Below are 12,219 nucleotides of genomic sequence, written 5' to 3'. Positions count from 1 at the left end.
CCCTCGGTGGCAACCTCGGCTTCGCCGCCGCGCCGCTCATGGTCACCGCCGTCGTCGCCTCCGGCGGTCTGCGCCTGTCGCCGCTGCTTGCGGTGCCGGCCCTCGTCGGCAGCGTGCTGTGTCTGCCCGTCCTGCGCGCACGGGAGAAAACAGTACGCGGTGGCTTCGGCACCGCAGTTGCGACGGGCACCGACGACAAGGCCTCGTTCGTGAAGCTGTCGCTGGCCGTGGTCTGCCGGTCCATCGTCTTCATCGGCCTGAGCACCTTCATCTCGCTCTACGCCCAGCAGCGTCTGGGAGGCAGTACGGCAGCGGGCACCGGGGCGCTGTTCGTGCTCTATCTCGGCGGCGCGGTGGGCTCTGTGCTGGGCGGCAGCCTGGCCAACCGCTGGGACCGGGTCACTGTCGCCCGCTGGTCGTACCTCGTCACGGTCGCCGCCGTCACGGGGATCGTGTTCATACCCGGCCCGGCAATCTACGTGTTCGTGGTACTGACCTCCGCCGGCCTGTACGTCCCCTTCTCGCTGCAGGTCACCCTCGGCCAGGACTACCTGCCCACGCGCATCGGCACCGCCAGCGGGATCACCCTCGGGCTGACCGTCAGCATCGGCGGCCTGGTCAGCCCTCTCATCGGCAGCGTCGCCGACGCGACCTCCCTGCGTACCGCTCTGACACCACTGATCCTGATGCCCGCCCTGAGCTGGCTGTTGTTCCGCACATTGCCCGAACCCACCGCGCCGAAGCCCACGGCGGCGCAGCAGACCGGAGACGACACGGATGCCGAACTCTCTCCCGCGCGCGATCACCGCTGACCAACCTGCAGGTCCGGCGGCCGGGCAGCCGCAGCGGGCCGACGTCGTCGGGTCGCAGTAGGGGTCGTCGTCGCTGGCGACCATCAGGCTCCGGCATGGCAAAGGGCATCGACGTGCCGGAGGACCTGACGCTACTGGGGTGACGAGGACCGGGGCGGGCCGGACGCGCCCACGCGGGCCTCGACGCACTCCCGTTCCCCGTCGGGGGACGCGGGCCGGAAGCAGGCCCGGACGGTGCTGCCGGGGTGGGCCGCGGCCATGCCGGTGTAGACGTAGGTCTCCGTGTCGTCCTTGGTCCCGATGCGCACGTCGTGGGTCGGGCCACCCGCCGTGACCTCCACCCGGTCGCCGATCCGGGTCCCCCAGGCCCTGGCCCAGCTCGCGCCGCACTTCTCGCTGTGGCGCAGCTCCACATGGGCGCCGGTGGCGGTGCGGTACGTGGTGAGGGTGTCGGGGTTTATGCCGCAGATCAGGCGCAGCGGGTCCCGGCCCTCACAGGCGGCTCCGTGGCACTGCGGGCCGACGGAGTACGGGGCGGAGGCCGACAGCGGTTCGTCGTCCGCCGTGTCCCGGCCCGGCAGCAGGAAGAGCGCCAGTGCCATGCCGCCGGCGAGCAGGACGTACACCGACGCCAGCACCACCATCAGCCGGCCCCGGCGACCGCGCGGGCGCCCCGCCTCCGGCGACGATTCCGCCGATGGTGGCCGCGGCTCTCCGCCGGCGGGAGCGAGGACCGCCCCGCGTCCGCTCCACTCCGACTCGGCGATCTCCCACAGGGCCGTCAGCCGCCCGTCGGGCTCGTCCGCGACCTGGCACAGCTCCCGAACGGCCTGACGAGGGGGCAGGACCTTGCCGTTGAGATAGCGCTCCCACGAGGACTTGCTGTACGCCGTACGCTCCGCCAGCGCCGCCAGACTCAGTCCCGTACGGGCCCTCAGCTCCCGCAGTGCCGTGACCAGCTGGGTGTGTTCCGCGGTCACTTCGGATCCGCCTCCCGCAGGGCCTTCCAGGTGTGCGGGCCGATGACCCCGTCCACGACCAGCCCCTCCCGCTTCTGGAGACGTATGACGGCGCGCTGCGTCTTCGGACCGAAGACGCCGTCGATGTCCCCCGGCGAGGCGCCCGCCCGGCGCAACAGACACTGCGCCTCGGCCACTTCGGGCCCGACGTGCGTGTACGCCAGGATGGTGTCCGTGGTCCGGCTCAGGCCCGCGTACCAACGGCCGTCACTCTGCTTCGGCCGGCAGGTGTAGACGACCGGCACGAGGGACTCCGACACGGTGGCCGGGGCCGCCGCGACGGTGTCGGCGCGTGCGTGCGCGAGTTGGGCGCGGGCGTCGGCGAGCCGCACGGCCAGCAGGAGCGCCAGCGAGACGGACAGCACCAGGGCCACCGCTCCCGCCGTGACCAGGGCCCGCGGGTAACGCCCGGACGGCTGCCGGTCAGTGGGCGAGTCCGCCGGCGTCGGCGGGTCGCTCTCCGGAGCGTCGGCGGCGACCGCGCGTCCCTCCGCCCAGCGCTCGGCGGCGGTCTCGTGCAGCGCCAGCAGCCGGACCGGATCGTCACCGCCGATACGGGCCATCGCCTCGACGGCCTCCCGGGGAGGCAGTGACCTGCCGTTCAGATAGCGCTGCCACGATCTGGCGCTGTAGCCGGTCTTCGCGGCCAGCTGACGCGTGCCGAGCTCGCTGCGGTCCTTCAGTCTGCGTAATCGCACGATCAAGTGGTGGACCTGAGGGTGCAGTTCAGCGGGCAGTGACTTCCAACGCGACATGTCTCCCCCACCGAACGATGATGTGCGTCCCACCGTAGCGACTCGACGGTCGGCGTCGCAGCAGGTCAGCGAGTGGGACGTCCCAGGATGCCGTCACTTGGGCGCCGATTGTGGCCGGGCGTCGCGCCGAACCCGCAGTCTCGTTGCGGAGCCGGCCGGTGCGGTGGGCTCCGCTCATCGCACGTCAATGGAGGGGAACAGCATGCGCGCTCTCACGAAGGCACTCGTCAGTGCCACCGCCGCGGTGGGGATCGCCGCCGGCGGCCTGGCGACCGCGGGCACGGCCATGGCGGCTCCCGCGCCGGCCCAGCAGCAGACGGCAAGTGCCGAGGTCGCGCCGCTCGCGGTGGTGAACCTGGGGCTGACTACCACGCAGGCGAGGTACTGGCAGTGCTTCCTGAGCGATGAGGGTTACAACCCCGGCACGATCGACGGGTACCTGGGCACCAACAGTTGGAAGGCGGCGCAGAGGCTCTTCCGCGACCTGGGCTTCTACAGCGATTCCATCGACGGAATCGTCGGAACCAACACGGTCAAGGCGCTGCAGCGCTACCTGAACACCCACACCCCCTACACCGTTGCCGTCGACGGGGTCGCTGGAGCGGAGACCCAGCGAGTGTTCGCGTGGTACGCCGATGCGTACTGGCAGGCCTGCCGCTGACCATCGCACGTCAATGGAGAGGAAGAGTATGCGCGTTCTCACGAAGGCGCTTGTCAGTGCCACCGCCGCGGTGGGGATCGCCGTCGGCGGCCTGGCGACCGGGGGCACGGCCATGGCGGCTCCCGCGCCGGCCCAGCAGCAGTCGGCGAGCGCCGAAGTGGCGCCGCTCGCGGTGGTCAACCTGGGGCTGAGCACCGCGCAGGCGAAGGACTGGCAGTGCCAGCTGCGCGTATTGGGTTACAACCCCGGCACGATCGACGGGCAGCTGGGCACCAACAGCTGGAAGGCGGCGCAGAGGTTTTTCAACGACTTGCACCTCAAGGCCGGTACGGTTGACGGGGTCGTGGGAAAGAACACGGTCATGGCGCTGCAGCGCTACCTGAACATGAACCTCGACAAGAACCTTGTCGTCGACGGGATCCCCGGAGAACGCACCAAGGCCGCGTTCGCGGAATTCGCCAACCTGCTCCGTAACGTCTGCTGAGCCGACTCGCCGACCGCACACACGCCGCGGCCCGTCCTCCTTTGGGGGAGAGGACGGGCCGCGTGCCGTGTGCCGGTGAAGGCGTCAGAGCCGCTCGGGCGTCCTGATGCCCAGCAGGGTCATGCCCTGGTGCCGCACCGGCGGCCCCGATGGTGAGAACGCACGACAGAACGATGCCCGCGTATGCGTCGTCATCCCAGGGTCCGGACGGACGGATGGTCAGTGCCGTCCAGCAGAAGTACGTAGCGATGAGGGTGGGCAGAGTGAGTGGTACGGCGAGGACCAGTCAACCGGATTGCGCTTCTACGGGTTGCCGCAGAATTGTCCTGAGCTTGGCGGGGTCAGTCCTGCGTGGGTCGCTGAGGTAGATCTCGTGGTGCATCCCCGCCTCCCGCAAGTTGTCAGCGGGGAGGTAATCGTGGTGCAGCCTGGTCAGGATCGGTGTCTCGTCGTCGTAAGGGCCGATGTGGAGGACCTGGGCGCTGGTGCCCTCGTGCAGCGTCTCTGACCGAACGTCCGAAATGGCCGGAAGGTTCTTCTTGGTTAGGGCGGTGTGCTTGGCGTCTTCGATCATGCCGCCAGTGATCCAGTCGGGGACGTTGATGAGCAGTCTCCATCGCCAGTTGTCCTTGAGCCTGGCCAGGAAGTCGTCCATGTCGTCCGCCCACCACAGTCCCTCAAGTGGGCCCACGACGAAGTCCTTGCCGAGGTCGCCTTTGCTCGCGAACTTAGCGGTATAGGCGACCGCGTAGAGCGCCTCGACCGCGTGGCGGTACGCGGCGGTGGTGTTCGGGTCGCCGTGCCCGTCGATGGCGAGGAAATGGAGCTCGGGGATGTCGACGAGCTCCCAGTCAGTGTTCTTGGGCGAGTAGCACTTCTTGAGCTCGCGCTTGACGTCGTACTTGGTAGTCATGCCGAGGAACCTTCCTGTGAGTAATTGTCATTACGGATCAGCAGGGTTGTTCAGGCTGCGGTGACCTCGGGACGTTCGACGAGGTGACCGTTCTTGAAGCGGGCGCCGTTGCGGACGAGGGCGACGAGGCGGGGTGCGGTGATCGCGCGCCAGCGAGCCTGGGCGGACTCGGCCAGCTTGAACACCATGGCCAGGGCCGCAGCCGCGCTGCTGGCCCCGCGGGTGACCTTCCGCTCGCGCAGCGCGGCCGCGAGGCCCTCGTAGGCCAGGCCCCAGCGGGATCTCGTTGAGCGTGGCCTCGTGCTTGCGCCAGTCGTAGGCGTTGCGCCAGTAGTCGGCCAGGCCGCGGAGGTACGGCAGTGAGGCGCCGTACTCCCAGCCCACACTCGGCAGCTCGTCCGGCCAGCGGGTCAGGTCCAGACGGGTGTCCAGATCGTCGAGCTGCTCCTGAGGAATATCAATACGGAAAGGGCAGATTGCCTGGTTTGCGCCGTTTTCTGTCATGGTTTGTACGCTACGAGGCGTTTAGGGCACATGGTGTCCTAAACGCCTCGGCAGACCCGGCGCGCACATCGTCGGGGCCCCGATGATGTTGTTCATCGCGTAGCCGAAGGTGATGCCGTGGTCCGGATCGGCGACACCCTCGCAGGACAAGCTGGTCATCAGCGGTTCCCCGGCGGATCGGGAGTTCGTCGCGTTCTCGCCGTGGGAAGGCCGGGTCCAGGCCAGGATGGCGGTGAACACCTGGGACCGGATGGGCGAGCTGAGCACCCTCATCCGCTCGGGCGACCGGATCTCCGGCGCGGCCCTGGGCAGGTTCGCCGCGCAGGGATGTCACAAGCGGGGAGGCCGTCTTGTCCTTACTTGTGGACAGTCCCTGTTTGGAGGAAGACATGAGCGCTGAGCACGCACACCTGCCCCCAGGCGTTGAGGTGATCTCGACCCTGCCGGAGGCGGCGGCCCGGATCCCGGGCGGCGCCGAGGCCAGGACCATCCGAGTCACCCTGCCGCCCGGTGACCCCGGCGCGCCGCCGCACCGGCACCCCGGGCCGCTCTTCGGCTACGTGACCCAGGGCGAGATCCTCTTCGAGCTGGAGGGGCAGCCGCCCCGGGTGCTCAAGGCCGGTGACGCCCTGTTCGAGCCCGGAGGCGACGTGATCCACTACCAGGGCGCCAACAACCTTCCAGACGCGCAGTCGCAGCTGGTGGTGACCATGTTCGCACCGGCGGGTACCCCGGTTCTGACCGTGGTCAGCGCGGAGGAACTGGCCGAACGACGACACCTACGGGTTACCCAGCCATGATGACCACCAGTATTGCGGATCTCTCTTTCCGCCCTGGCCGAGCAGCAGCCGGTCGCCGCCAGGGAGGCTAGCAGCGGCCGCAGCGCGGTCACCGTGCACGGCGGGGAGGAGCACTGCCCTCACGGTCCCGGCATTTTCATCTGACCGGTTTGTGGCACCTGGGGAGTTGGAGGAAGTCCGATGCCGTCTGCAGGACTTCGCGGCGGATGTACGACGTCGCCCGTCCGCTCTCGCCGACGATCGGGCCTTCGCCGGGGCTCAGAAGGCCAACCGCGTACAGCTGCCAGTCCGTGGATCGGGGGCGTCCCAGTCGTCCGGGGCGCCCCGTCAGTCCTTCGGCCTCGCCGGCGCCTTGGCGCAGAGGTACGGACGCGCGAGCAGCAGGCCGGTGCCGGTCGTGGCGATACCGAAGTAGACCGGCGCGAGGTGGATGAAGTCCGTGTAGTGGATCGCGCCGTGCACCACGACAGCCGGCAGGAAGCCTGCGGCCGCCGCCGCGGCCAAGGTCCAGAACACCCAGGTCTCACCGCGCCGCCAGCCCCACGCGCTGAGCAGAGTGATCGCCACCGCGGCGGACATCAGGGCGCCGCCGAATCCTGCGCGGTCGTGGGCGACGAACGGTACAAGCCGGGGATTCAGGGCCTCCAGCGTCTGTGTGCCGGCGTCCAGGAAGGCCAGGTCGGTCGGCACGAAGACACCGGTCAGACCGACCACCGAGATCACAGCTCCGCCGACGAACAGCCCCGCTCCCGTGACGATCAGCAGTAGCTGGCCGGCCAGCGCCCGTCGGCGCTCCGGCTCCGGACCCTCGGGCGCCAGGCGCCACCGCGGTGCGTGCGGGGTCCGACGGACCGCGGCCACGAACATCGGGAACAGCACGATGGCGGTGGCCGTGTGCAGCGGTTCCACGAAGCCGGTGGCCAGGAAGTAGAACAAGGTGGGGAAGCCGATCGCCCCCGAGAGCAGATACACCTCGCGCGCCCAGGGCCAACCGCGTCTGATCCCGCCCACGGCGAGGCCGGTGTAGAGGGCGCCGATCGCCACCATCGTGCCGGCCATGGTGATCCGGTCGTGCTGGAGGAAGTGCACGAGGTGGTGGTTGGCGGCATGCAGTTGGTGCACCGTCATGCCGAGGTAGTCGCGGTCGTACCAGAGCAGCACCGGCCCGAGCGTGATCACCGCGGCGCCGAGTCCGGCACCCGTCATGCCGAGCCCGACGAGCAGCGCCCACCACCAGGCGGGCCAGCGGCGGGGATCGCGGCCGACGTCCCGTAGCACCGGAGCGGGCGTGGTGGGCGTGGCTGCCTCGGTGACCCGTGCGAACCAGCCGGGTCCGGCCTCGACGAGCACCCCGGGCCGGGCGAGCACGACGGCGTCCGGCTCCTCGAGCGCGGCGGCCGCGGCGGTGACCGACGGGTCGGACACATGGACTACATGTGGGTTGTCGCTGCTGGTGAAGCCGTCGACGTGGGGCTTGAGGGCGGCCTCGGCCTCCGGGTCGCAGGCGCGGACAACCAGCGGGATCGAGCGGCCGGCAGCGGCCTCGCGTACGGTCTCCACGTCGGCCGCCGAGGCAGGCGCCACCTCGACGACACCAGCCCCGAGCGGGGGCATGGCGCGTACCGCTTCGCGGGCGAGCGAGGGCGGGACGGATATGCCGAGGCGGACGGTCACGGGCTCGCCGGCGATCTCGCCGGCGAGCCGCTCCGGCGGATGGCGGTGGCCGAACCCCCGGGCGATCAGCCGCGCGCCGGCGGGACGGGAGCCGATCGAGGCCAGCAGCCGCAGTGCGGTTCGCTGCGAACGGCGCCGGCCGAGGACGGCAGCGGCCGCACCACGCAGCGGGTGATACGTCCAGTCCGGCATCAGTGGCTCTTGCTCTCCGTCGCGGTCGCCGGGTCATCGGGCGCGGTCCAGCCGAGCACCGGCGTCATGGAACGCAGCGTCGCCCGCGTCGGCGTCAGCCGGGCAGCCGTGTCCCGCAGCAGCACCGCGGGCGGCCACGACAGCTGGCCGACGGCGCCGAGCCGGGCGGAGCGGCGCGTGATGGCCTGGGTCCTCGGTCGGCGCAGCAGGTCGTACGAGCGGAGCGCGGCGGCCACGTCCGGGGTGCCGTCGAGGCAGTGGGCGAGAGTGACCGCGTCCTCCAGCGCCTGGCACGCGCCCTGGCCCAGATTAGGGGTCATGGCATGGGCCGCGTCGCCCAGCAGCGCGACCCGGCCGCGGACGAAGGAGGGCAGCGGCGGCAGGTCGTACAGGTCATGTCGGAGCACCGCGTCCGCGGGAACGGCGGCCAGCAGGGCGGGGATGGGATCCGGCCAGGACCCGAACCGGCGCAGCAGTTCGGCGTACTCGGACGAGCCGGAGGCCGCTCCCGCCGGCAGCGACGCGGTCGCGAAGCAGTACATCCGCCCGCCCGGCAGCGCCGTGTAGCCGAGCCTCGCTCCGCGGCCCCAGGTCGCCGCGCCCTCGGCGGGCCGCTCGGCAAGGGGCTCGGTGACCATGCGCCAGGCGGTGTAACCGGCGTACCGGAGGCCGGCCGCTTCTGGCCACAGGGCACGGCGGACCGCACTGCGCAGCCCGTCGGCGCCGACGACGAGGTCGGGCCGGGACTCGCCCCCACTGTGATCGACGACCAGGCAGTGGCCGCCGTCGCGGACCACGGACACTTCGCTGCCCGGCCGCAGACAGTCGGCGGGCAGCGCCTCGGTGAGCGCCCGCAACAGGTCCGCGCGGTGCAGGACCACCAGGGGATGGCCGAAGCGGCGCTCCAGCTCCGCGTTGTCCGTACGGGACAGCCAGCGGCCCCGGCGGTCGCGTACGCCGCCTGTGGCCTCGACGGCGCCGAGTGCCCGGACGGTGCCGGCCAGGTCGAGCACCTCGAGCGCGTGCAGCGCGTTCGGCCACAGGGAGATGCCGGCGCCGATCTCAGTGAACTCCGGGGCCCGTTCCAGCACTTCGACGCGCCAGCCCCGGCGGTGCAGGGCGATGGCCGCCGCGAGGCCACCGATCCCGCCGCCGACGATGGTCGCGGCGCGCTGCGGCATGGGTCCTCACTCTGGGTTCGGGGGCGCCGCCCCGGTCACGTGGCCGTCGATCCGGTGCCCGAGCGGCATGCGACGCGACGCAGGTCCGGCCGAGCAGCGCCTCATAGCAACATGTCGACAGATGTCTGTCAACGTGCTGAAGGGCGGACCGGCCGGCCCTGGGCCAACCGCATCAGCCCATCGTCAGCGGACGACGTCGAAGACGTTCTTCTGCACGCCGTTGGCGTACGCCTCGTGCTCGACGAGCTGCAGCTTCTGGGTCTCCTTGTCCGTGTCGCTGAACAGACGCTTGCCCGCGCCGAGCAAGAGCGGGAAGACAAGCAGGTGGTAACGGTCGATCAGGCCGGCGTCCGAGAGATTCCGGTTGAGGGCGGCGCTGCCGTGGACGATGATCGGGCCGCCCTCGGTCTCTTTCAGTGCGGCGACCTCGTCGAGCGACCGCAGGATCGTGGTCTGGCCCCAGTTCGAAACCAGGTGGTCCTCGGTGAGGGTGGTGGAGACGACGTATTTCGGCATCACCTTGTAGTCGGAGAACTCCTCCATGCCCGGCCAGACCGGGCTGAACGCCTCGTAGCTGGCCCGGCCCAGCAACATCGCGGTAGCTTCCTGCTGCTCCCGGCCCTTGATCTCGAATGCCTCCGGGAGGAACTCCATGTCCTTGAAGGTCCAACCCGAGTTTCGGTAACCCGGCTCGCCGCCCGGGGCCTCTACGACGCCGTCGAGCGAGACGAAGGCGGTGCTGATCAGGGTACGCATCGAAGGTCTCCTAGGTGTCCCGTGTTCTGGTTCTCAGCAGGTCCGGTCGGCCGGCTTCGACCGACCTCGCGGCTGCAGTACGCCAACTCTTACTGACTGACTGCGGATCGCGGAGAAACTCATCGATCATCGCCGCGCTGCTGTGAGAAACCGCCGCCGTCTACCTCGCCGGAGCTCGCGCTCGACTGCCCCGCGGGACCGGCCCGCCCGATCAGGGGCCGGTCGGCCCGTGGCTCAGGTGGGAGGCCACCAGCGGGGTGCTGCCCAGGCCAGGGCGTAGCCGAAGCCGTTGATCGCCCAGTGCAGGGCCGCGGGTGCCAGCAGGCTGCCGGAGCGGCGGCGCAGTTCGCAGAGGATCGCGCCGGCGGCGACCATGGCGACGACGGCCGCCACCACGGTCGGCGCCACGCCCGCCGGGTCGCTTCCGAAGGCCGTTCCCACGGCGGAGTTGGAGCGGTTGAGGCCGCGGGAGGGCAGCAGGTGCCACAGGCCGAAGAGCAGGGACGAGGCGGCGGTGGCCCATGCCGTGCCGCGTCGGCGCCGGATCATGGCCCACAGCACACCGCGGAAGGCGGTCTCCTCCAGCAGCACGGTGCCGATCGGCACGCGTACCAGCACGCGCGACAGCAGCTGCCCGGCGGTCAGGTCGGCGGCCCGGGCGTCCCGGAACGCCTCTCGGCCGGCCGGGACGGCGAGGAGGAGCAGGAGGACGACGAGGACGGCGGCGGCCAGGACGGGCGCCCACCGCAGTCCCTGGCGTATCCCTGCCGCGTCGAGCCCGAGATCGGCCAGGGTGAGACCGTCCCAGCGGGCGATCAGCAGCAGGACGGCTGTCGCGGCCACGCAGGTGAGGACGTACGCAAGGGGGCCGCGGGCGAGCCAGTTGTTGATCAGGTTCGCGGCGGCCAGGACGGCAACGACACAGACGATCCGCATCCTGACTCCAGGATCCCGCAGGTGGTGGCGGGATGCCCCGGACGCCGTTGGTTCGCTCAGGTCAGCAGGAGCGATTTGCCGAGGGTGGTGCGTTGGGCGAGGGACGTGTGGGCGGCGCTCGCCCGTTCCAGCGGATAGGTCGCGCCGATGACGGAGCGGATGCGGCCCTGCGCGGTCAGCTTGAGTGCCTGCGTGAGCATGTCCCGCATGGTGGTCTTGTCGGGCGGCCCGGCCTCGAGGGCGTTGGTCACCCGTACCTGGCGTTGTTCGGCTGCCTTGGGGTCGATGTCGGCGAACGCGCCGCTGGAAGTGCCGTAGGTGACGAATCGGCCGCCGCTTGCCACCGCTTCGAAAGCTGCCTTGCCCAGTTCTCCTCCCGCGCCGTCGAAGGCCAGGTCGACACCGGAGCCGCCGACCGCCTCGCGGACCTGGTGCTGCCATCCCTGCTGCGAGTAGTCGATCGCGATCTCCGCGCCCAGTTCCCGGGCCAGTGCGAGCTTGCGTTCGCCCCGGGCCGCCCCGACGACCTGGGCGCCGGCGGTGCGCGCCAGTTGCACCAGCAGCGAGCCCGCCCCACCGGTGGCCGCGGCCACCAGGACCCACTCGTCCTGTGCGATCTTCGCCTTGTGAGTGAGCATCATGGCGGTGGTCCCGTCGTGGAGTACGGCCGCCGCATCGAGGGAGCTCACTCCATCGGGAACTTCCACGATCTCCTCCACGGCGGCGGCCATCTGCTCCGCATAGCCGCCGGAGCCCCGGGCGACGACGTGGCGCCCGATCCAACCGGGGTCCACACCCTCCCCCACGGACAGCACCCGGCCCGCGCCGCCGCCACCGGGTACGTAGGGAGGCTTGACCGGGAAGTACTCCCCTCCCCAGCCGGCGCGCAGCAGCGTGTCGAGGTAGATGACGTCGGCGGCGGCCAGCCCCACCACGACCTGTCCCGGACCGGCCACCGGATCGGGAACCTCCTCGGGTACCAGCACCTCGGGGCCGCCGAACTCCCGCACCTGAATCGCACGCATCACGAACACATCCCTGTTCTGGTGGACATCGCAGAGGCAACCCCAACCTAGAACCTCAAGCAAAGTTGAGGTCAAGTCGTTCCTCAGCGGGAGATCGTCTTTGGGATGGCGGTCCCGGGGGCAGGTCTTCGGGATGGGCCTCAATTTCAACGACCACTACCACCCGCTGTTGCTGAAGCAGGTGCCGGACGGGGCGCGGACGGCGTTGGACGTCGGGTGCGGGACAGGGCGGTTCGCGCGGCTGCTCGCGGCGCGGGGCCTGGACGTCGAGGGGGTCGACGCCAATGCGGAGGTCATTGAGGCGGCGCGCGCGGCTGGGGGTGGCCCCCAGTACCGTCGGGCCGACGTGCGCGAGGGGCAACTGCCCGACGGCCGGTACGACTTCATCTCGTGCATCGCCAGTCTCCACCACATGCCGTTCGACACGGTGCTGACGTTGCGGCAGGCCCTCGCGCCGGGCGGTGTTCTGGCGGCGCTGGGGCTCTATCCGGTCAGGACGGCGACCGA

At 70.5% G+C, this 12,219-nt stretch carries 14 protein-coding genes and 2 pseudogenes; 5 read left to right on the top strand and 11 right to left on the bottom strand.

The window, feature by feature from the left end; translation table 11 throughout:
- Positions 1–812, top strand: an 812-nt coding sequence (locus tag ACTWQJ_RS33505) for an MFS transporter (protein ID WP_443310260.1), incomplete at its 5' end; no start/stop codon positions are given.
- A 131-nt stretch (positions 813–943) separates the two neighbouring features.
- On the opposite strand, the gene ACTWQJ_RS33500 is transcribed toward ACTWQJ_RS33505, so the two are convergent.
- Entirely contained in the window at positions 944–1,792 is an 849-nt protein-coding gene (locus ACTWQJ_RS33500) for a helix-turn-helix domain-containing protein (RefSeq protein WP_443310259.1), read from the bottom strand.
- Positions 1,789–2,586 (bottom strand): peptidoglycan-binding protein, encoded by a 798-nt coding sequence (locus ACTWQJ_RS33495; RefSeq protein WP_443310258.1) that lies wholly within the window; start codon positions 2,584–2,586, stop codon positions 1,789–1,791. Before ACTWQJ_RS33495 ends, ACTWQJ_RS33500 begins: the two co-directional genes overlap by 4 nt.
- Before the next feature lie 202 nt (positions 2,587–2,788).
- On the opposite strand from ACTWQJ_RS33495, the gene ACTWQJ_RS33490 reads away from it, so the two are divergent.
- Both ACTWQJ_RS33490 and ACTWQJ_RS33485 read left to right on the top strand, forming a co-directional pair.
- Positions 2,789–3,247 (top strand): peptidoglycan-binding domain-containing protein, encoded by a 459-nt coding sequence (locus ACTWQJ_RS33490; RefSeq protein WP_443310257.1) that lies wholly within the window; start codon positions 2,789–2,791, stop codon positions 3,245–3,247.
- A gap of 28 nt (positions 3,248–3,275) precedes the next feature.
- Entirely contained in the window at positions 3,276–3,731 is a 456-nt protein-coding gene (locus tag ACTWQJ_RS33485; protein ID WP_443310256.1) for a peptidoglycan-binding domain-containing protein, read from the top strand.
- A 286-nt stretch (positions 3,732–4,017) separates the two neighbouring features.
- On the opposite strand, the gene ACTWQJ_RS33480 is transcribed toward ACTWQJ_RS33485, so the two are convergent.
- The 4 genes and pseudogenes from ACTWQJ_RS33480 to ACTWQJ_RS33465 all read right to left on the bottom strand — a co-directional run bounded on the left by ACTWQJ_RS33480 (position 4,018) and on the right by ACTWQJ_RS33465 (position 5,307).
- Positions 4,018–4,644 (bottom strand): GyrI-like domain-containing protein, encoded by a 627-nt coding sequence (locus tag ACTWQJ_RS33480; RefSeq protein WP_443310255.1) that lies wholly within the window; start codon positions 4,642–4,644, stop codon positions 4,018–4,020.
- A 50-nt stretch (positions 4,645–4,694) separates the two neighbouring features.
- A pseudogene (locus tag ACTWQJ_RS33475) lies at positions 4,695–4,877 on the bottom strand (IS256 family transposase); the annotation flags it as partial.
- A 43-nt stretch (positions 4,878–4,920) separates the two neighbouring features.
- A pseudogene (locus ACTWQJ_RS33470) lies at positions 4,921–5,148 on the bottom strand (epoxide hydrolase N-terminal domain-containing protein); the annotation flags it as partial.
- Between the two features lie 21 nt (positions 5,149–5,169).
- Positions 5,170–5,307 carry a hypothetical protein gene (locus tag ACTWQJ_RS33465; RefSeq protein ID WP_443310254.1) on the bottom strand — a complete coding sequence of 46 codons (138 nt, stop codon included), beginning with the start codon at positions 5,305–5,307 and terminating at the stop codon, positions 5,170–5,172.
- 230 nt (positions 5,308–5,537) lie between these two features.
- On the opposite strand from ACTWQJ_RS33465, the gene ACTWQJ_RS33460 reads away from it, so the two are divergent.
- Positions 5,538–5,948, top strand: coding sequence for a cupin domain-containing protein (locus ACTWQJ_RS33460; RefSeq protein WP_443310253.1), 411 nt, complete (start codon positions 5,538–5,540; stop codon positions 5,946–5,948).
- Between the two features lie 327 nt (positions 5,949–6,275).
- On the opposite strand, the gene ACTWQJ_RS33455 is transcribed toward ACTWQJ_RS33460, so the two are convergent.
- The 5 genes from ACTWQJ_RS33455 to ACTWQJ_RS33435 all read right to left on the bottom strand — a co-directional run bounded on the left by ACTWQJ_RS33455 (position 6,276) and on the right by ACTWQJ_RS33435 (position 11,712).
- Entirely contained in the window at positions 6,276–7,814 is a 1,539-nt protein-coding gene (locus tag ACTWQJ_RS33455; protein WP_443310252.1) for a hypothetical protein, read from the bottom strand.
- Positions 7,814–8,995 carry an FAD-dependent monooxygenase gene (locus tag ACTWQJ_RS33450; RefSeq protein WP_443310251.1) on the bottom strand — a complete coding sequence of 394 codons (1,182 nt, stop codon included), beginning with the start codon at positions 8,993–8,995 and terminating at the stop codon, positions 7,814–7,816. The genes ACTWQJ_RS33455 and ACTWQJ_RS33450 overlap by 1 nt, the downstream gene beginning before the upstream one ends.
- Positions 8,996–9,178: 183 nt before the next feature.
- Positions 9,179–9,751: a dihydrofolate reductase family protein gene (locus ACTWQJ_RS33445; protein ID WP_443310250.1), complete on the bottom strand. Its 573-nt coding sequence runs from the start codon at positions 9,749–9,751 to the stop codon at positions 9,179–9,181.
- A 234-nt stretch (positions 9,752–9,985) separates the two neighbouring features.
- Positions 9,986–10,687 (bottom strand): lysostaphin resistance A-like protein, encoded by a 702-nt coding sequence (locus tag ACTWQJ_RS33440; RefSeq protein ID WP_443310249.1) that lies wholly within the window; start codon positions 10,685–10,687, stop codon positions 9,986–9,988.
- 56 nt (positions 10,688–10,743) lie between these two features.
- Entirely contained in the window at positions 10,744–11,712 is a 969-nt protein-coding gene (locus ACTWQJ_RS33435; protein WP_443310248.1) for a zinc-binding dehydrogenase, read from the bottom strand.
- A 133-nt stretch (positions 11,713–11,845) separates the two neighbouring features.
- Here ACTWQJ_RS33435 and ACTWQJ_RS33430 point away from each other — a divergent pair.
- A partial coding sequence (locus tag ACTWQJ_RS33430) for a class I SAM-dependent methyltransferase (RefSeq protein ID WP_443310247.1) occupies positions 11,846–12,219 on the top strand: 374 nt, incomplete at its 3' end.

Origin of the sequence: Streptomyces sp. KR55, from assembly GCF_052245645.1 — a bacterium.
Taxonomy (GTDB): Bacteria; Actinomycetota; Actinomycetes; order Streptomycetales; family Streptomycetaceae; genus Streptomyces; species Streptomyces flavusporus.
Note: the sequence above shows the minus strand (reverse complement) of the source record. Positions and strands in the feature narration are given on the sequence as shown.

Coding starts and splice junctions, on each gene's coding strand:
- ACTWQJ_RS33495 (WP_443310258.1), bottom strand. CDS start 2,586: ATGTCGCGTTGGAAGTCACTGCCCGCTGAACTGCACCCTCAGGTCCAC.
- ACTWQJ_RS33490 (WP_443310257.1), top strand. CDS start 2,789: ATGCGCGCTCTCACGAAGGCACTCGTCAGTGCCACCGCCGCGGTGGGG.
- ACTWQJ_RS33485 (WP_443310256.1), top strand. CDS start 3,276: ATGCGCGTTCTCACGAAGGCGCTTGTCAGTGCCACCGCCGCGGTGGGG.
- ACTWQJ_RS33480 (WP_443310255.1), bottom strand. CDS start 4,644: ATGACTACCAAGTACGACGTCAAGCGCGAGCTCAAGAAGTGCTACTCG.
- ACTWQJ_RS33465 (WP_443310254.1), bottom strand. CDS start 5,307: ATGACCAGCTTGTCCTGCGAGGGTGTCGCCGATCCGGACCACGGCATC.
- ACTWQJ_RS33460 (WP_443310253.1), top strand. CDS start 5,538: ATGAGCGCTGAGCACGCACACCTGCCCCCAGGCGTTGAGGTGATCTCG.
- ACTWQJ_RS33455 (WP_443310252.1), bottom strand. CDS start 7,814: ATGCCGGACTGGACGTATCACCCGCTGCGTGGTGCGGCCGCTGCCGTC.
- ACTWQJ_RS33450 (WP_443310251.1), bottom strand. CDS start 8,995: ATGCCGCAGCGCGCCGCGACCATCGTCGGCGGCGGGATCGGTGGCCTC.
- ACTWQJ_RS33445 (WP_443310250.1), bottom strand. CDS start 9,751: ATGCGTACCCTGATCAGCACCGCCTTCGTCTCGCTCGACGGCGTCGTA.
- ACTWQJ_RS33440 (WP_443310249.1), bottom strand. CDS start 10,687: ATGCGGATCGTCTGTGTCGTTGCCGTCCTGGCCGCCGCGAACCTGATC.
- ACTWQJ_RS33435 (WP_443310248.1), bottom strand. CDS start 11,712: ATGCGTGCGATTCAGGTGCGGGAGTTCGGCGGCCCCGAGGTGCTGGTA.